The 16,719-nt window shown below is 42.8% G+C and carries 19 protein-coding genes and 1 tRNA gene; 6 read left to right on the plus strand and 14 right to left on the minus strand.

Translation table 11 applies throughout. The features are described from left to right. Nucleotides 1-56: 56 nt before the first annotated feature. From cbiD to NMG48_RS04600, 7 genes are all read right to left on the minus strand, one after another. On the minus strand, nt 57-1,100 hold the full coding sequence (cbiD, locus tag NMG48_RS04570) for a cobalt-precorrin-5B (C(1))-methyltransferase CbiD (RefSeq protein ID WP_271254181.1): 1,044 nt from the start codon (nt 1,098-1,100) through the stop codon (nt 57-59). 59 nt (nt 1,101-1,159) lie between these two features. After that, nucleotides 1,160-2,773 carry a SpoIID/LytB domain-containing protein gene (locus NMG48_RS04575; RefSeq protein ID WP_271254182.1) on the minus strand — a complete coding sequence of 538 codons (1,614 nt, stop codon included), beginning with the start codon at nt 2,771-2,773 and terminating at the stop codon, nt 1,160-1,162. 197 nt (nt 2,774-2,970) lie between these two features. Beyond that, entirely contained in the window at nt 2,971-4,041 is a 1,071-nt protein-coding gene (locus tag NMG48_RS04580; RefSeq protein ID WP_271254183.1) for a response regulator, read from the minus strand. 210 nt (nt 4,042-4,251) lie between these two features. Beyond that, nucleotides 4,252-4,827 carry a fasciclin domain-containing protein gene (locus tag NMG48_RS04585; RefSeq protein ID WP_271254184.1) on the minus strand — a complete coding sequence of 192 codons (576 nt, stop codon included), beginning with the start codon at nt 4,825-4,827 and terminating at the stop codon, nt 4,252-4,254. A 178-nt stretch (nt 4,828-5,005) separates the two neighbouring features. Continuing rightward, complete coding sequence (locus NMG48_RS04590; protein ID WP_271254185.1) at nt 5,006-5,389, minus strand: DUF1636 domain-containing protein; 384 nt, start codon at nt 5,387-5,389, stop codon at nt 5,006-5,008. Between the two features lie 68 nt (nt 5,390-5,457). Further along, on the minus strand, nt 5,458-5,736 hold the full coding sequence (locus tag NMG48_RS04595; protein WP_126388527.1) for a DUF2973 domain-containing protein: 279 nt from the start codon (nt 5,734-5,736) through the stop codon (nt 5,458-5,460). A gap of 172 nt (nt 5,737-5,908) precedes the next feature. Then, entirely contained in the window at nt 5,909-6,226 is a 318-nt protein-coding gene (locus tag NMG48_RS04600) for a DUF2605 domain-containing protein (protein WP_126388529.1), read from the minus strand. Nucleotides 6,227-6,348: 122 nt separating this feature from the next. Between NMG48_RS04600 and mazG the strand changes: the two genes are divergently transcribed. Then, nucleotides 6,349-7,158 carry a nucleoside triphosphate pyrophosphohydrolase gene (gene mazG / locus NMG48_RS04605; RefSeq protein WP_271254186.1) on the plus strand — a complete coding sequence of 270 codons (810 nt, stop codon included), beginning with the start codon at nt 6,349-6,351 and terminating at the stop codon, nt 7,156-7,158. Nucleotides 7,159-7,288: 130 nt separating this feature from the next. On the opposite strand, the gene NMG48_RS04610 is transcribed toward mazG, so the two are convergent. Beyond that, the gene (locus NMG48_RS04610) at nt 7,289-7,468 is read right to left on the minus strand and encodes a hypothetical protein (protein WP_169362558.1); all 180 of its coding nucleotides are present in this window, start codon (nt 7,466-7,468) and stop codon (nt 7,289-7,291) included. 91 nt (nt 7,469-7,559) lie between these two features. Beyond that, nucleotides 7,560-7,640 (minus strand) — tRNA-Leu (locus NMG48_RS04615). Nucleotides 7,641-7,862: 222 nt separating this feature from the next. Between NMG48_RS04615 and NMG48_RS04620 the strand changes: the two genes are divergently transcribed. Beyond that, nucleotides 7,863-8,783, plus strand: a complete 921-nt coding sequence (locus tag NMG48_RS04620; RefSeq protein ID WP_271254187.1) for an alpha/beta hydrolase — start codon at nt 7,863-7,865, stop codon at nt 8,781-8,783. 144 nt (nt 8,784-8,927) lie between these two features. Here the strand turns inward: NMG48_RS04620 and NMG48_RS04625 are convergent, their stop codons facing one another. The 4 genes from NMG48_RS04625 to NMG48_RS04640 all read right to left on the minus strand — a co-directional run bounded on the left by NMG48_RS04625 (nt 8,928) and on the right by NMG48_RS04640 (nt 11,681). Continuing rightward, nucleotides 8,928-9,263: a XisI protein gene (locus NMG48_RS04625; protein WP_271254188.1), complete on the minus strand. Its 336-nt coding sequence runs from the start codon at nt 9,261-9,263 to the stop codon at nt 8,928-8,930. Then, on the minus strand, nt 9,251-9,667 hold the full coding sequence (locus NMG48_RS04630; protein ID WP_271255238.1) for a XisH family protein: 417 nt from the start codon (nt 9,665-9,667) through the stop codon (nt 9,251-9,253). The genes NMG48_RS04625 and NMG48_RS04630 overlap by 13 nt, the downstream gene beginning before the upstream one ends. A gap of 61 nt (nt 9,668-9,728) precedes the next feature. Then, nucleotides 9,729-11,210, minus strand: coding sequence for an Asp-tRNA(Asn)/Glu-tRNA(Gln) amidotransferase subunit GatB (gene gatB / locus NMG48_RS04635; RefSeq protein WP_126388542.1), 1,482 nt, complete (start codon nt 11,208-11,210; stop codon nt 9,729-9,731). A 240-nt stretch (nt 11,211-11,450) separates the two neighbouring features. After that, entirely contained in the window at nt 11,451-11,681 is a 231-nt protein-coding gene (locus NMG48_RS04640; protein ID WP_271254189.1) for a hypothetical protein, read from the minus strand. Nucleotides 11,682-11,917: 236 nt separating this feature from the next. Here NMG48_RS04640 and NMG48_RS04645 point away from each other — a divergent pair, with 236 nt between their 5' ends. The 4 genes from NMG48_RS04645 (at nt 11,918) to NMG48_RS04660 (ending at nt 14,966) form a co-directional block, all read left to right on the plus strand. Next, nucleotides 11,918-12,547, plus strand: coding sequence for a DUF3318 domain-containing protein (locus NMG48_RS04645; RefSeq protein WP_126388544.1), 630 nt, complete (start codon nt 11,918-11,920; stop codon nt 12,545-12,547). Nucleotides 12,548-12,634: 87 nt separating this feature from the next. Next, nucleotides 12,635-13,120, plus strand: coding sequence for a CGLD27 family protein (locus NMG48_RS04650; protein WP_169363877.1), 486 nt, complete (start codon nt 12,635-12,637; stop codon nt 13,118-13,120). A 240-nt stretch (nt 13,121-13,360) separates the two neighbouring features. Further along, the gene (locus tag NMG48_RS04655) at nt 13,361-13,717 is read left to right on the plus strand and encodes a nuclear transport factor 2 family protein (RefSeq protein WP_271254190.1); all 357 of its coding nucleotides are present in this window, start codon (nt 13,361-13,363) and stop codon (nt 13,715-13,717) included. Next, complete coding sequence (locus tag NMG48_RS04660) at nt 13,698-14,966, plus strand: bifunctional folylpolyglutamate synthase/dihydrofolate synthase (RefSeq protein WP_271254191.1); 1,269 nt, start codon at nt 13,698-13,700, stop codon at nt 14,964-14,966. The genes NMG48_RS04655 and NMG48_RS04660 overlap by 20 nt, the downstream gene beginning before the upstream one ends. A gap of 50 nt (nt 14,967-15,016) precedes the next feature. Here the strand turns inward: NMG48_RS04660 and NMG48_RS04665 are convergent, their stop codons facing one another. Continuing rightward, nucleotides 15,017-16,717, minus strand: a complete 1,701-nt coding sequence (locus NMG48_RS04665; protein WP_271254192.1) for a COR domain-containing protein — start codon at nt 16,715-16,717, stop codon at nt 15,017-15,019. Between the last annotated feature and the right edge of the window lie 2 nt (nt 16,718-16,719).

A 16,719-nucleotide genomic window follows, 5' to 3' on the forward strand; every position in this document is an offset into this window, starting at 1 on the left:
CAACCGTCTCCATCAACAGAGAGTTACGGCGCGAAGCACTGTAACTCTCTGTTGAGCTATAGAACTAACTTTCCTAGGCGATCGCACAATACCGTTTTAATATCAACCTTCAGATCTGTATATTTTTGGACATAGGCAATCGACCTTTGCGTAATTTGATCGGTGATATATTGAAAAACTGGGCGATCACAACCATTTCTCACTAATAGTTTATGTGCGGCTTCTGCTGTGGGGGTCTTCTCAATAGCTTGAATAAGCTCAAGGGATAAATCCTCATGGACTGCCGCTCTTACGAGAATATCGATACGTGCATCCGCTAAGTGACTAGAAGTATTAAAAATTCCGCCTGCTAGTTTGAGTAATTTGCCGTGATAACCAATTAATGTGATGGAAGTTACTCCCAAGAGCGCGGCTTCTACTAACATCGCTCCTACCCAATTAGCAGTTTGTACTAATTGCGAAGTGGGAAACCCTAGATTTTGGGCGACTTGATAGCCATTTGCGCCGATGTAAAATGCGATCGCATGGGAATTAACGGCTTTAATGCGTAAATCTGCGCGAAATTCTTCGAGTTTATCTTCTACTGAGAGTGGTTTAGATATAGCGGAAGTACCTAATAATGATAAACCGTCAAGAATCCCAAAAGCGGCATTGGAGGTTCTTTTCGCTAGCGCTCGCCCTTCAGGTAAAATAAACCGAATCCTTGCGGTCACATTGGTTTCTAGCAAAGGTAATAAATTCACTTCAGCTAAATCCCTTGCTAGTTTGTAAATTGCAGGCTCACCACTGGCGGTTTTACCTAGCCCTTCACCAGCTTCGAGAATGATTCTTTGTGGCGATGCTTCTATTAACGGTTCCAATTGCACCCATGCCCAGATAGGTGTGCCTGCGGTGAGATCGAGATTATCCCCAGGGTCGCTAATAGCGATCGCTAGGGCAGTATTCTCACTAATCATTGCACTTTGCGCGATCACCACTTCCCCATTCCCAGATTCTAATAAATCAAGATTTACAGAAGATGGAGTTTCTTGGCGCAATGCAAGGATAGCGGCTTTGGCAGCAGCGATCGCAAAGACAGGCAATGTATAACCAGATTTCATAGGTTTGTGTGGTTTAGAAACTATGATGAGTAGCACTTCGTGCTACTCATCATAATCATTTATTGATAATGCTCAGGGCGTAATTTTTGGAGTTGGGTATTGGTGTAATAGAAGTTGAGAATGCGATCGAAAGTAAATCCCATTCGGGCAAGATTATAGGATCCTGTTTGGCTCATGCCTACACCATGTCCTAAGCCGCCACCAATAAAGGTATAGCCAGTTAAGACTTTCTCTTTCCCTTGCTCTTTATAGATTGGCTCTAGGCTAAAGAAGGTGCTATCGGGTGGATCGAAGGCATCGATAATCTCATCTTTCTTGACATAGATTTTGCCTGTATCCGTAGTGACTTCCATTTCTAGTACGCGACCTGAAGGCGATCGCTTAGTTACTTGCAGTTGTTTAATCGCATTGAAGTTGGTAGTGGTATCACCTGAGAATCGCAAAAACTTTTTCAAGGATATTTGTAATTCATCCAGTGAGCCACTTTTGCGCCAACGGAGTGTTCGCCAACCAACTTCATTAAATCCTTCTTGACGATCTAGAAATGCTTTTAAATTCTTGTTGTCAGAGATATTTGCCGATCGCTGATTTTCAGAACGATTAGCGAGATCCAATACTGATTGGAGATAGGGACGGGGTGTGCCATCCCACAGATCGTTATAGTTGGCGGTAATTCCTCCCGTTGTTGAGGAATAGAGAGCATCGATTACCCGATTGTTATAGGTCAAAACTAAGCCTCTGGTATCGGCTACAGCGCGATCGGCAACTTCAGTGGTATTTTCTAAACCGCGATAAACTTGGCATTGAGTATCGGCGCAAAGCTCATAGTCATCGGCTCTAAATCTTTGTAAACTAGCTAAAGCATAGGTTCTTGCCAAAATCGCTTGGGCTTGCACCGCAGCATAGGGAGCGTTATAGCCAATTTCATGGGGAACGACTCCGCGCACATAGGTTTCTAACGGAACGTTATTAACAAGGGTAAAACTTTGATGGGCATTGGGTTGGAGCTTGAGTGTGCCAGCATAGTGGCGATTACTAATTTCCGCTTTACTCTCGCGCTGATAGCTAACTTCCACAATTCCTGAACTGCTGCTCACATCAAGGCGATCGCGATTATATTTGAAGTCGCCCACTGTCCATGAGGCGATCGCTTTTTGTGGCAGGATGCGGCGATCCAGTTGGACTGTGACATTACCTTGCGATCGCAGGGTGTAAAACATCAAATAGCGCAATAGCATCGAATCATAGACATCTCGCTTTGCCCAGACTTGCCAGCGTCTCGGTTGAGCAATTTCCGTTTGCACTCCCTTCTCATTCCAATGAAAGGCACTGGCAGCAGCATTCTCAAAACTGCGATGATTACTGAGGACTAACTTTTCTTCGAGGATTGGTTGGGTTAAGGGCTGTGAGGCAATTTCGATCACGAGGCGATCGCTAGTTAAGGTTTGGGTACTTTTGCCATCGGCTGACGGAAAGGTGAGGGTGAGTTTCCCGCCTGATGGTGCTTGAATTGTGAGCCGATCCTGTGGTCTTTCCCCAAAACGCTGCACGATCCCAATCTTTAAAATGGGATTAGTTTCAGTTTGAGCTTGTACCAGTTCACCAGCAGTCAGCGTAAACGAACAAACAGTCAAAATTACAGTTTGGCGAATAATACCGAGAGTTTTTAGCATGTCAAGCTCAAAATGTCAGAAACCTAGACATTTTACACCCATTCTAGCGATAACTTTATAGGTAGGGATGGGCGGCGCGAAGTGCCGCCCATCCCTAGCAAGATTTTTTAACATGGTTCGATAAAGCTATTTGCGCGGCGCTTCGCGCCGCGCAAATAGCTTTATCGAACTCACGTTCAACCGATACAGTAAGACAACTAACGCTTGCTATATTTCTCAACGGTTGTTAGTAGTTCCTTCTCGCCAAAGGGTTTCGTGAGATATTCCGTTGCACCCACCATCCGCGCCTTAACACGATCGATAAATCCATCCTTCCCCGTCAGCATAATAATGGGAACCTTCGCAAAAGCGCTAGAACGGCGGAGCATTCCACAAAGTTCATAGCCATCAATCTCTGGCATCGTAATATCACACAAAACCAGATCGGGTTTATGTTGGAAGATTACACTCAAAGCTTTAATTGGGCTAGAAACTGCCATCACCTGATAGCCATGATTATGCAGAATATATTCCACAGCACGACAAATCGTCACACTATCATCAATACACACAACCCTAGGAGACTGAACTTTAACCTGTTGTGGTAAATTCAGCACCAATGGTGGAACCGTAACCTCCCCAGTAGCGATCGCATCATAGATATCCTGACCAATTTTACAGATATCCAATCCTGAATAACGGGACAACTGACGAATTGTAGTTTTGCCATCAATCCAATTCCTTAAATGCGGTAAAGCATCATTAGACATCAGAACAGGACATTGGTTGCTCGACTGAATGATTGGATAAAACTGCTGCCATCTCTGTAAATGACGCGCAAATTCGGAGCTAATTTGCGAAAACTTAAGCTGGGTTAATTTGGGTGTAAGCGCAGGACTAATTTCAAAAACAAAAGTACCTTGATAAAGACTGAGAATATCAAAAAGTACTTCTCGCATCGTACTTTCGATAATTGACTTAGCTTGAGTAGGATTGATGACGTTAGATTCTAAAAGTGACCAAATTTGTCCATATTCCAAGACATTAATCCCTAGCTTTGAGTTCGCCAACCGATCCAAAGCATGTTCTAAGCCCAACCCATGCAAATAGTCTCGCAATCGAGTCAGATTACTATCCGTATCGGTGGCATAGATTAACTCCCCATTATGAAAAAACAGAAACCAGAATTTTCCTGAAGTTGACTCGATCAATAACTCGCCAGTTCGTTGCCCAAACTCGATCAGGTGAATAATGGTGTATACGTCAATTTCTCTGAGCGTGCCTTGCATGAGTTGTTATGAATGGGAGGTTTATCTTGGGGGCTTATATGTAGATTAATTTGTCTACATTATCAGAATCTCGTTACGCTCCTTGATTTTAAAGCTTTTTGAGTAGGACTCTGCCTAAATTCTTGAGGTGTAGTCATTCTAAAGACAAAAGAGAGTCGCAGTGCTTAGCGCTGCGACTCTCTTTTAGGTGTTTTTACTATGCAGTTAAGTCTATGGCAACAAATCTGGGGGAAGCAATACGGAGTCAATTACATGGATTACGCCATTACTAGCCTTAACGTCTGCTTTAACTACCTTAGAGTTATCAATAACAACTTTCTTTTTGGTCTTGGTAACTTTAATGGAACCACCATCAACAGTTGTCACTAGTGTCGAACCAGCCTGAATATCTTTGGCATAAACAGCACTAGGTACAACATGGTAGGTCAAAACTTTGACTAAAGAAGCCTTATTTTCTGGTTTGAGGAGGAAATCTACAGTCCCCGCAGGTAGTTTGGCAAATGCTTCATCAGTGGGGGCAAATACAGTGAAAGGACCTTTCCCAGAGAGGGTTTCTACAAGTCCAGCCGCTTTAACCGCCGCCACTAAGGTTTTGAAAGAACCATTAGCTACCGCAATTTCAACTATGTTCGCTTTTTTGGTAGTTGCACTAATTTTGGTAGTCTTTGCAGAAGTTGAGGTGGAATCAGCTAAGGCTAAAGATGGAATACTGACGAGGATACTGCCAGTAGCGATCGCTAATGCAGCAGTTTTAATCAAGAAATTGTTGGATGTATTTGCTTTCATGAAGTAAGACTTAAATTAGAAATAAGTTTTGTTACCGATTCTTAATAATACATTAATAATCTGGAGATGTAGGTATTCGGCAATGCCAGACTGAAAACTAGAAAAGATGATATGGAGTTATATAAAAAGCTCAAACCCAAAAATCAGAGATATGGTAAGCCATATCTGTGTAAATCATCTATAACGGTGGAATACGAGCAATTACGCCATTTTTTAGCGGTTCGGGACGTTCTTTCCAAGCCAGCATCCCATCGGCGCGATCGCCATATATCTCTGCACAGGACAAAATTGCTGAGGCGGTATTGAGAATATTGTCACTATCAATGGGTAAATCACCAAATAAATATGAGTATTTACCTTCAGAAGCAAAGGTAACTACACAGGCATGACTACATGCACTCATACAGGAGACAGGACGAATTTCAAACTGCGATCGCCGATCCCAATCCTGATGTAGTTGTGAAATTTCCTTGAGTAGCGTCTCTCCACCACTAACGCCAACTTTTTTGCCATTTTGCCAAGTACTCGCACAGGTCGTACAAACTAATAAACTATGATTCATTCACGCCTCAAATTAATACACACAGCAAATTGAGCCTCACGCTGTGAGGCTCAATTTTGACAAATTTATTACTTTTCGCCACTAGGGGAAGAGTTGTATAGAGCGTCAAGCCTAGAACGCGCATCATCAACATTGATGGACTTGATTACCATTAACGGCTCATCGATATATTTGCCATCTTTGTCCCATAGTTCAGGATGGGCAAACTGAGGAGAAACTCGACGAATACGATTGTTTTGATAACTACGCGATTCATTTTGAGAAAGCGATATCATGCTACGGATGAGATTGCTAATCGCAAAAATCGAGAGGATAGTAAAAGCGAGTATGTAGATAATTTGTACCATGTCTGCTTTCCTAAAGAAGATATATAAAGGATTAGGTGGATCTAAGCTGAAGATTTGGCAGATGTCGAACGCAGAAATGATGTCTACACTAGACCTACATCTTCAAAGTTTTAATAACAAAGTTTTTTATAGGGGATCGCAGCGTGAGGCTAGCTGATCGAGAGCAAGAATTTTAAGTTGATTGATTACGATAGTAGCGCATCCCTACGCCTTGACACTCCATAAGTAGTTTATGCCAAGGTTTCATGGCTGCCATATCTACCCCTATTTGATGCCCTGTAGCTTTAAATAAGGAAATCGCTGCACTGACTTCTTTAATGGCATTTTCTACTCGTTCCAACAGGTTTTGTTGCTCTAGCTCTGTCAAAAATGTGAGCCTTTCACTAGACAATAGCTTTCGAGAGCGGTCAAACCAATATGTAAAGTCTTCTAGTAAAGGTTCTAGAATTTGTCTGAGCATTTCAGGATCAGGGCTAGCAGTATCACTCATGGGTGTAGATGTCTAGCAGCACTATTAGCGCTGTATATATTTTGTTAAAGGCATTTGTTTTTATACTAAACAATATAGCATTTTGTTACTTTTCTTAACATTAAACAAATCTTACAAATCCTATGAGTTTTGATTATTCGGCTAACTTGGTCGCGCTACAACATTTGATCGATGTGGTGGCAAAGTTGCGATCGCCTGATGGCGGATGTCCTTGGGATTTGGAGCAAACTCCTGAAAGCTTGATCCCCTATATCATTGAAGAAGCCTATGAGGTCGTAGATGCGATTCAGGGCGGCGATAAAAAAGCGATCGCGGAGGAGTTAGGTGACTTATTGCTACAGGTGGTCTTGCAGTCACAGATCGCCAGTGAATCGCAGGACTTTAGCATTGCCGAAGTTGCCGAGGGGATCACCCAAAAGCTAATTCGTCGCCATCCCCATGTCTTTGGTGATGTGAAAGCCGAAAATATGGAGGAAATTTATCAAAATTGGGAAAAGATCAAGGCTGAGGAAAAGGGTGAAGATTTGGCAGCAACCCAAAAGCTGAGTTACAAACTCAAACGCTATGCGCGATCGCTACCACCATTAACGGCGGGCATGAAAATCTCCCAGAAAGCTGCTGCTAATGGCTTTGAGTGGGACAATGCCGATGGAGTTTGGGCAAAGTTTCATGAGGAATTAGATGAGTTGCGCCATGCCCTAGAACATGAATCAAAGGCAAATCAACAGGCGGAGTTAGGTGATTTATTATTTACGCTGATCAATGTGGCGCGTTGGTATGACCTTGATCCCTCGGAGGCATTGCAATCCACAAATCGTAAATTTATTCAGCGTCTAGAAACGATTGAGACTTTAAGCGATCGCCCCATAGATAGCTTTACTACCGAGGAGTTAGACAATCTCTGGAAACAAGCCAAGGAAAAGCTCAAATAAGAAAAGCCGCACAAAGTGCGGCTTTTCTTATACCAAAACTAAGAATGGCTATGCCATTTTTAGTTTTGGAAACCCTTACTGGGTTTGATTTTTAATCCACGAAAGTGTAACAACACTTTCGTGGATTGATTTATTTAGCAGCAGGGGCATCTGGTGGTAAAAATCGCGAATCAGAAATTTCGATCAACTTATCAATGGAAGTTTCTTGTAAAAGCTTACGGGCTTTGGCTAGATACTCTAAGTTTGGGCATTGATCTCCGAGAATACAGCCATTGGTACATTCTTCTTGACAGTTGACTTGGCGGGACATGAGGTTAAGGACTGAGTAAACTAAAATTTAAGGCTACTATACGAGCAATAAAAAAAGAGCGCTGAGCGCTCTTTTTTTATAATTTTTATTATGCGGTCAGAGAGACTCGAACTCTCACAGCTTTCGCCACCACCACCTCAAGATGGCGTGTCTACCATTCCACCATGACCGCAACTGCAATTTAGCTTTTCAGTTAAGTGCTTTACTATATTACAGCAATAGTGCAAATATGCAATATTTTTAGTTAAACCTGATCTTTGAGACTATAGCAATGCTTGACCTAGTTAAGAGATGATGGGTGACACGAAGCGTCGCCCATCATCTCTCTCTATTCAGTACCATAGGTACAGTAACCTTAAGATCGGTTTCATAGGTAAATCCAGCAATTAATCCCATGACTGAATCATCTTTAGAATCAGCACAAAATCAGCAAACTCAAACCCGATCTCCTAAAACTTGGTTGCGTCCTGTTGTGATCGCAGGCATTGCGATCGCTAGTTTTTATGGTTCAGTTTGTGCAGGACTATGGTTTGGACAAACAAGACTGGTATTTTCTCCTGAGAAAGAACTGACGACCACGCCAGCCAAGTTTAATGCGAAATATGAGGATGTTCTAATTCCTGTTAAAAAGGCAGATGGCACAAGTGAAAATATTCATGGATGGTGGCTACCCAATGCCAAACAGGATCAGAGTAGTAATATTAGCGATCGCAAAGTGATTTTGTATCTGCATGGTAAGGGTAAGAATATTAGTGCTAATGCCAAGCACGCAAATCGCCTCATGCGAATGGGATTTTCGGTCTTAGTAATAGATTATCGTGGCTATGGCAGAAGTGAGGGTGATTTCCCCAATGAGTCTTCGGTTTATACCGATGCCCAAACTGCATGGGACTATCTCATTGAGAAGGGTTATAAACCAAATCAAATCATGATTTATGGGCATTCCCTAGGTGGTGCGATCGCGATCGATCTTGCGCTGAAACATCCTGATGCATTGGGCATGATTGTAGATGCTTCGTTTACTTCGATGAGTGACATGGCGCAACTCGATCCTAAATATCGCATTTTCCCCATTGATCTATTAATTCATCAGCGTTTTGATTCGATCGCTAAGGTGCGATCGCTAGCTATACCTGTCCTCTATATTCACGGCACTGCCGATGAGTTAATTCCACCCATGATGAGTCAGCGCTTATACGACGCAACACCAACCAAAAAACAAATTGTTTTTATTCCCAATGGCGGACATAACAATAATGCAGCCACTAATGAGCCGTTATATTTGAATTCTATTAGTAGTTTCTTTAACCTGTAGTAGAAATTACTTAACCAAACCAAGAACCTTACAGAGCTTTAAGCTCAAAACCTAAGTGAAGGCGGCACTTTGTGCAACCTTCACTTGGGTTTTGATTTGTTCTATCTATCTCTTACACTGCTATACAACTATCAGTTATATTTTCTAAACAACAGCATAACCTGTATGTACTCTTACATCAGGTGGATAAAATCCTAAAACAATCTTCTCTTTAGGAACACCAGCAGCAACCAAATCTTCAGTTACGCTATCTTCTATTCCATCATAATGAATCCAGATTTTATCGTTAATAATCTGACCATGAAATAAACAACCATGCACCCGTAATCCTTTTTCCCAACCCTGATCCATTAACAAAAAGTGGTTATGGTCTTCACTAATAATTAATGTTGTAGTAATATCACCATATCTGTAGGGTATCTGAGTATACTTCTCAAGTATTTTTCGTAACAAACTTTGATATTCAGTTAGAGTTTCCATTGGACTATTTCCTCCTTATTTGGATCAAATATGATTAGTCTCAAGTCAGTCTCGCTGAGCATAAGTTGACCAATTTCTTCTGAGAAAATCTCACTAAAAACTAGGCGTGTTATTGCTAAATATAGTATCCTGTCTGGCTCCTGTTGTGCTAACACCTTGGAATATAGTACAAATTGTCCTACAGCCTGTTCTAAATCATGAAGCGGTGATGGGTTAAGAAAACTCTTAATTTCTACAGCGATTTTTTGACCTTCCCTTTCTGCTGCCAATAGTTTTTCCGCGCCTAAATCTACTAGAGCTTTGCGACGACCTATTTTTAAGGTCAAAGGATCATTAGTTATCAACCATCCATCCTTTTCTAAAGCTGTTTTTACAGCATTATGGTAAATATCTTTTGCCACTATAGATTCCCTGTATACAGATAGGAATTTAACAGAGAAAGGCGGCGCAATGCGCCGCCTTTCTTTATCCTGCCAATTTATCGGCAATCAATTTATTAGTAGATTGAGGTTCAGCGCGTCCTTGGGTTTTCTTCATGGTTTGACCAACAAAGAAGCCTAAGAGCTTAGTTTTACCAGCTTTATACTGTTCCACTTCCTTCGGATTCGCAGCAATAATCTCATCAATGATTTTCTCTAGTTCCGCACCTGCAAGAACTGTTAAACCCTTAGATGCAACGAGTTCCTTGACCGATCCACCCTTGACGATTAGTTCAGGCAAGATATCCTTCGCAATTTTACTGCTGATCGTACCATCGGCAATTAAAGCAATCATTTCACCTAAAATCGCAGGAGTAAGCGCAATGTCGCCAATCTTGAGCTTATTCTCATTGAGATAGGCGGTAATGTCGCCCATCACCCAGTTAAACACTTGCTTAGGTTCTGCACCAGTGAGAATTGTTGCATCAAAGAATTCAGCAATACTGCGATCATCGGCAATCAGAGCAGCATCGTAGGGAGTCAGTCCAAACTCATCGCGATAACGATGACGATTTGCCATAGGAAGCGTGGGAAGTTCGGAACGATATTTCTCTAGAGTCGTTAAGGGAATTTCGATCGCCATTAAGTCAGGCTCAGGGAAATAGCGATAGTCACTAGCTCCTTCCTTAGAACGCATACTGATTGTGCGTTGACTATTCTCTTCCCAAAGGCGAGTTTCTTGTTTGATGGTTTCACTACCAGACTCAAGAGCTTCTATTTGACGATTAATTTCAAAATCGATCGCTCTTTGAATGGCATTGAAGGAGTTCATGTTTTTAATTTCTACCTTCGTGCCAAACTTCTCTTGTCCGACAGGACGCACAGAGATATTTACGTCACAACGGAGCGAACCTTCCTGCATATTGCCATCGCAAACGCCAAGGTAGCGCATAATCCGTCGCAGTTCTTGTGCATAGGCAGCCGCTTCTGCTCCTGATCGCATATCTGGTTCCGAGACGATTTCGCACAACGGTACACCTGTACGGTTGAAATCGACGAGGGAGTGACTAGAACCTGAGAGACGATCGCTACCTGCATGGACTAACTTACCTGCATCTTCTTCCATATGTAGGCGGGTAATACCAATGCGCTTTGTACTGCCATCTTCTAATTGGATTTCTAGCCAGCCATGCTCGGCGATCGGCAAGTCGTATTGAGAAACTTGATAGTTTTTGGGAAGGTCGGGATAAAAATATTGTTTGCGATCGAATTTGCTATGGGGGGCAATTTGACAATTTAGTGCTAGTCCAGCCTTGACTGCGTATTCCAAAACTTTTTCGTTAAGTACAGGCAACACCCCCGGCATTCCGAGACAAACAGGGCAAACATTAGTATTTGGGGTTGCGCCAAACTGGGTTGAACAGTTACAAAATATCTTGGAGTTCGTGGTCAACTGACAGTGAGTTTCTAGTCCAATGACAGCTTCGTATTGTGTTTTGGTTGTTGTCTTGGTGGCGGTTGCAGTCATAACGGGTGCTTTTGAGATGCTTTTTGGCAAATATATCTAGTGCGTTAAATTGTAATGCTTTTAACTACAATCTTGCTTAACTATTATAGCGATCGCGCTTACTCGTAATGCGTCCATATCCTGAATTATTAAATTTTGAAAAAGCTTGCTTCGCAAGCTTTTTCAAAATTCATCTGGGTTTCGAGAAGGCGCAAAGCGCTGTAATTGAATTCAAATGAGAAGATACCTTTAAACACAGGCTTATCCATTCAATTCAATAGCAAAATTTTGAATTTCATCCATAGTATTTTCTTTTAATTTTTCATTAACTCTGTGACTATAAGATCTACAAGAAATAATCAAGCAACAAAATAGCACTGAGAAAAAATTTTCTCTTATATAACACATCCTTAAAATATCATTATTATAATAACCATCAACATTTACAAACTCGTTTTTACAGACAAGCGATCGCAACTCAATTTCAACCATTTGCCCCAAGCAAAGCACAACGCAAATGGCTGTTTGTGGAAGCGTACCCCTGCGGGGTACGCTTCCGCAAACTTGCTATATCGAACTCACATTTATTTGACTGCGGGGTAGTTATATAATCTTAAGAGCAGCTTTTAGACTGTATTGAAATAACAAAAGTACAAGTAGTTAAAACTTATACTAAGATCTAAACTTAGTGACAAGTCCTTCAAAACTCTGAACTTTGACGAAGATTCATGCCATCTCCAACTTCTTCCCTCCGAAATACCTTTGCTAGAACTGAGATTCGTCGCCTGCAAGATCTGCTCCCTCCAGAGCTACAAGCATGGGTAAAAGTACTTAACGCCGATGGTGTCCGTCCCCCACTCATCGCCTGTGAAGAAGCGGGCGGCGATGAGGTGGTGATCTTGGTTGATATGGTGCGCTGGGAACGTCTTGCTGAGGATCAGCGCAATCTCCTCTATTGGCACGAGGTCGCCCGCATCCAAAATGATGCTGTACCCAAGGATGGTTGGGAGGTCGCAGCATTAGCGATCGGTCTTGGCGGTGCAGTTGGCGAGTTATGGGTACAAAATGGCTTGCTATTTGTCCTAGCACTCGGTATTTGTGGTGTGGCGGGTTTTCAGCTATGGCGCAAAGGCACTAGCAAAAAGGATATTCGCAATTTGATTGAGGCTGACCAAGGCGCAATTCGTTTGGCAGTACGCAATGGTTATCCTTTACCTGCGGCCTATAAGAGCTTAGGTAGTGCGCTAAAAATTATGCTCAGTGATGCCTCGAAAGGTCGATCGCGTACATTAATCGAAAAGCGCCTTGATGCGCTCCGTGCTGAAGCTAATAAAGCAAGACGTACTTACGAAAATTAAAAAACAGGACGCTTTGCGTCCTGTTTTTTAATTTTTGATCGCTTATTGCTACACTGGCAAGATATCTGACCATCTACTTCCTGCACCATGACCTGCCCAGTTCCCAAAGAGCAACAACCACTAAATGAATATATCGAGCTGAAAGAAGCTTTCTTTTATCGTTGGGCAAAACTGGCGCGATCGCAATATCTGCGTGTATTAGCACTAATGTGGCTAGGATTTGTGGTTCTATTTTCGCCCGTTGCCATGAGCATTGAGTCGCCCAGTCGGCATTTATGGCAATTTATATGTGTGGCAAGTATTGGCGGCGCTGTAGGATTAATTTTGCCAGTGTTGTTGTTGCTATCGGGCTGGAGTCATGTGAAGCAACGCCTTGATAGTCCGAAGATTTTCTATGAAGAATCGGGTTGGTACGATGGGCAAACATGGGAAAAGCCCGAAGCGGATTTAGCCAAGGATCGCTTACTGGTTGCTTATGAAATTAAGCCCGTGATGACGAGGTTACAAAAAACCCTATTAGGCATAATTGTTTTTTTGGCTTTAGGTATCAGTTCTCTCAATATTTTCGGTTAGTTGTTATCCTTCAAAATAAAAATGGTGACGCAAAGCGTCACCATTTTTATTTTTCGATTTCACCCCTATGTAGTATGTCAATTCCGCCCCATAGGGTGAAGTTAATTGTGTAAAACATGGCTTAACATATGTTTACAATAAAGCAAGACTAGATAGTAAAGCGACGAAAAACCTTGAAAGCTCATATTTAAATGAATTATTGAAGGGTTTCTAGCTTTAAAAGCTGCGAGGTAAGGGAATATGACTGTTTTAGATCGATATTTTGAGCTTTCTGATCGTGCCACTGCTGATGAACAAGCATTTCATGAGTTGGTAGAATTGTTTGCTGAAGAGGCTGAAGTCCAACCTTCGGGGGCACGTAAGGTCGTTGGTAAAGACGCGATCGCCAACCTATATCGCCAGTTTTTCCAAAGTTATTCAGGAATGCAACGTGTGTGGACGACCAGAAGGACGGAAAATGGACTAGAAGCTATTTGGGCGATCGCAGGCAAGCGTGATAGTGGTGAACTATTTGCAATGCAAGGCAGACATATTGCCGAAGTCGATGCCCAAGGCAAAATCTACGCCTTAGAAGTTCATGTCTCCAAAGCTAATTAATTCATCGCCCGAAGCATATCTTGACAGTTTTGATAAGTTTGGTATTCATCTCGGTTTAGAACGAATTCAACAACTGCTCGATGCTTTAGGAAATCCCCATCAACAAATTCCCGTGATTCATGTCGCAGGCACAAATGGAAAAGGTTCTGTTTGTGCTTTTTTGCTGTCAATTTTGCAAGCGGCGGGTTATCGCGTTGGGCGTTATACTTCGCCACATCTGATCGATTGGCGTGAAAGAATTACGATTAACGGTGAATGGATTCGTGATCAGGATTTGTTAGAGGCTTTGCAGCAGGTAGAATCTGCGATTAATCCTGACTTTCCTCCCACGCAGTTTGAAGTGATTACGGCGGCGATGTGGTGGTACTTCGCTGCCCAAAAAGTTGATATTGCGATCCTAGAGACAGGATTAGGCGGGAGATTAGATGCCACCAATGTCTGCGATCGCCCTTTAGTTTCTGTGATTACTTCCATCGGTCTCGATCATTGTCAGCAGTTGGGAAATACCTTAGGTGCGATCGCTTCGGAAAAATCAGGAATCATCAAACCTCTATGTCCTGTCGTCATTGCAGAGAGTCATACTGAGGCGATCTCGGTTTTGCAAGCAAAGGTAACAGAATGTGAGGCTCCTGTAACTTGGGTAAGTGCGGCTCAGCCTACAACGACAGGGGCAATCTATCAAGGCTTTGAGTATCCTTTGCCTTTATTAGGAAAGCATCAGTTAATCAACTCCGCAGTGGCGATCGCCACAATTCAATCCTTGCGAAATCAGGGTTGGGAGATTAGTGAGGCGGCGATGCGTACAGGCTTGGCAAATGCGCAATGGTCAGGGCGATTGCAATGGATCGAATTTAATCTCGATGGTAAGTCCCATAAAATCCTGATTGATGGAGCGCATAATGTGGCGGCGGCAGAATATCTACGGCAATTTGTCGATGAGGCTTTTCCGCATCAGCGTAAACGTTGGGTCATCGGTATTCTGAATACAAAAGATCAAGCGGGAATTCTCAAAGCCCTTTTAGCTCCTGATGATTTACTTTTTCCTGTCCCTGTACCTAGCTCTGCAACTACTTCACCACAGGATTTAGCTCAAATTGCATCTTCTATGGTTAGGGTTAAGCCGCATCCTTATGCAAGTTTAAATTTAGGGCTAGCAGCCACTTTTGAGGATCAACAAAATGATGTGGTTATTCTCTGTGGTTCTTTATATCTAGTAGGAGAGTTTCTCAGTCAACTAGCAAGTACTTAGCTTTTCTCAATCAAACTTCTTATCGACATAGTAAGAGATGTTTTGGGAGGTCATTTCTTGGGGCTATGAAATATATCGCCAATCTTACTAAGAAAAGCATCGTAAAGAGTTGCTTGCTTTAGAACTGCCAGAATAATTTTCTCAAAGGATTGACCTTCCATTTGTCCAGACGCTTTGAGTACAAAAATCACGGCGATAACCATCAACAGAATAATCGAAAACATCGCTATGACTAGCTGTGTAATATTTAGAATCCCTGCAAAGGTAAGCACCAAAAAAGCCGTAGTTGAAAATAGAAATCCAAAGGAAATTGATGCAGCAATTACTGAGGGAAGTTGAATTTCTTGAGATTTAGGTGTATTTTCGGGCTGAGGCTTTTCAGGTGGTGTCATAACAGTTGACTGGTGATTGCTGTTGTAGATATTAACAGTTACAGGAGGCTGTGGTTGCCCACTGCTCCAATCGCGTTCTCGATAGTCTTCTTTTGAAGGCGATCGCCTATCTTCGATGCCTTCGATCAGTTCGCGGATATTGTAACTGTGATCGGCTTCTTCAGGAAAACAGGTTATCTCACCGCGCTCTAATTGTTTGAGTAGATGTTTGTAACTGGCAGTACCTTGGGGCTTATCTGGTAGACCGATGCGCTCATCGGGAGTGAGTTTTGGGCAGTCGTGGATGTCGTCAAATTTGTCGCGGATGATGGAGAGAAAGTTATGGCGGGTGTGGGGATTGCCTTTGATACGAATAAAGATTTTGGCATCTTCGAGATCGGCTTTGATGTAAGCGAGGTTGCCCGTATCGGAGGCGAGGATTACGCCTGTACGCCAGTAGGTGCGGCTGTTGGTGCGAGCGATGAGTTTATGGGCTTTGACGATGAAACGGGAAATGACGCTATTGGGTAGGACTTTATCGTAACGATATTCAAATCTCAGGCAGTCGTCCCACGTTCCCGTATGGGGTTCATCTTTGGGTAGTAAATCGGGAATGAGGTATTCGGGATAGTCGCGATCGCGGGAGTTTTCCATTGCAAAGCATAGCTCGAACTTTTCCATCATCCTGAGAATGAATTTACGCGCTTCTTCAGTGGCGTAGCAGTCATGCTCCTTGCGGGATTTTGGCTGAAAGATGCGCTCTGTGTCTTGCCAATGCAATACGCCCTGATGTTCCGTCATCAAGAGGTTATCGTTAATGATTTTGTATGCGCCGACTGTGACCCATTCGGGATTGAGAACGTTGGTGTCTTTGAGGCGTTTGTCATCGGTGAAGTTGAGAACGATGCCCAATTCATGCAGGAGGCGGACGAGGGTATGGCGCGATGATTCTCTAGTGATGCCTGTTTCGATACATTTTTGTTCGTATTCCTGATAGGTAATGTAGTCGCGATCGTCCTGTTCCAGTTTGTCCTTGAGATTTAGCCATTTGACGGGAATAGGATCGAAGACATGGGGCATTTCGTTAGCGATGATTTCGGTGATTTTTTGTTTGAGTTCGCTAATTCCTAATCCTGTGGCGCAGGATGTGCCAATAAAGCCTTTGATGTTGAGATATTTGGTTTGCAAACCGTGGCGATCGAGGTCTAAGGGATGGTCATCGATTTTATTGCCGACAATAATCACGGGGGCTTGATTGCCTAGAGTTTCAATCAGTTTCAGCCAATATTCGATGCGATTGGCAAGTTCGTCTTCACGGGTGTTGATCGTCAATAGATAGAGGCTGCGCTCGGTGAGAAAGAACTGATGGGTGGCGTGCATGA

This window comes from Pseudanabaena sp. Chao 1811, from assembly GCF_027942295.1.
In the GTDB taxonomy this organism is placed as follows: Bacteria; Cyanobacteriota; Cyanobacteriia; order Pseudanabaenales; family Pseudanabaenaceae; genus Pseudanabaena.

Excerpts from the sequence above, each read along its gene's own strand:
- NMG48_RS04585 (WP_271254184.1), bottom strand. The coding sequence starts at position 4,827 with ATGAAAGCAAATACATCCAACAATTTCTTGATTAAAACTGCTGCATTA.
- NMG48_RS04660 (WP_271254191.1), top strand. The coding sequence starts at position 13,698 with ATGTCTCCAAAGCTAATTAATTCATCGCCCGAAGCATATCTTGACAGT.
- mazG (WP_271254186.1), top strand. The coding sequence starts at position 6,349 with ATGAGTTTTGATTATTCGGCTAACTTGGTCGCGCTACAACATTTGATC.
- NMG48_RS04645 (WP_126388544.1), top strand. The coding sequence starts at position 11,918 with ATGCCATCTCCAACTTCTTCCCTCCGAAATACCTTTGCTAGAACTGAG.
- cbiD (WP_271254181.1), bottom strand. The coding sequence starts at position 1,100 with ATGAAATCTGGTTATACATTGCCTGTCTTTGCGATCGCTGCTGCCAAA.
- NMG48_RS04590 (WP_271254185.1), bottom strand. The coding sequence starts at position 5,389 with ATGAATCATAGTTTATTAGTTTGTACGACCTGTGCGAGTACTTGGCAA.
- NMG48_RS04655 (WP_271254190.1), top strand. The coding sequence starts at position 13,361 with ATGACTGTTTTAGATCGATATTTTGAGCTTTCTGATCGTGCCACTGCT.
- NMG48_RS04620 (WP_271254187.1), top strand. The coding sequence starts at position 7,863 with ATGACTGAATCATCTTTAGAATCAGCACAAAATCAGCAAACTCAAACC.
- NMG48_RS04640 (WP_271254189.1), bottom strand. The coding sequence starts at position 11,681 with ATGGTTGAAATTGAGTTGCGATCGCTTGTCTGTAAAAACGAGTTTGTA.
- NMG48_RS04610 (WP_169362558.1), bottom strand. The coding sequence starts at position 7,468 with ATGTCCCGCCAAGTCAACTGTCAAGAAGAATGTACCAATGGCTGTATT.
- NMG48_RS04600 (WP_126388529.1), bottom strand. The coding sequence starts at position 6,226 with ATGAGTGATACTGCTAGCCCTGATCCTGAAATGCTCAGACAAATTCTA.
- gatB (WP_126388542.1), bottom strand. The coding sequence starts at position 11,210 with ATGACTGCAACCGCCACCAAGACAACAACCAAAACACAATACGAAGCT.
- NMG48_RS04625 (WP_271254188.1), bottom strand. The coding sequence starts at position 9,263 with ATGGAAACTCTAACTGAATATCAAAGTTTGTTACGAAAAATACTTGAG.
- NMG48_RS04595 (WP_126388527.1), bottom strand. The coding sequence starts at position 5,736 with ATGGTACAAATTATCTACATACTCGCTTTTACTATCCTCTCGATTTTT.
- NMG48_RS04650 (WP_169363877.1), top strand. The coding sequence starts at position 12,635 with ATGACCTGCCCAGTTCCCAAAGAGCAACAACCACTAAATGAATATATC.
- NMG48_RS04580 (WP_271254183.1), bottom strand. The coding sequence starts at position 4,041 with ATGCAAGGCACGCTCAGAGAAATTGACGTATACACCATTATTCACCTG.
- NMG48_RS04575 (WP_271254182.1), bottom strand. The coding sequence starts at position 2,773 with ATGCTAAAAACTCTCGGTATTATTCGCCAAACTGTAATTTTGACTGTT.
- NMG48_RS04665 (WP_271254192.1), bottom strand. The coding sequence starts at position 16,717 with ATGCACGCCACCCATCAGTTCTTTCTCACCGAGCGCAGCCTCTATCTA.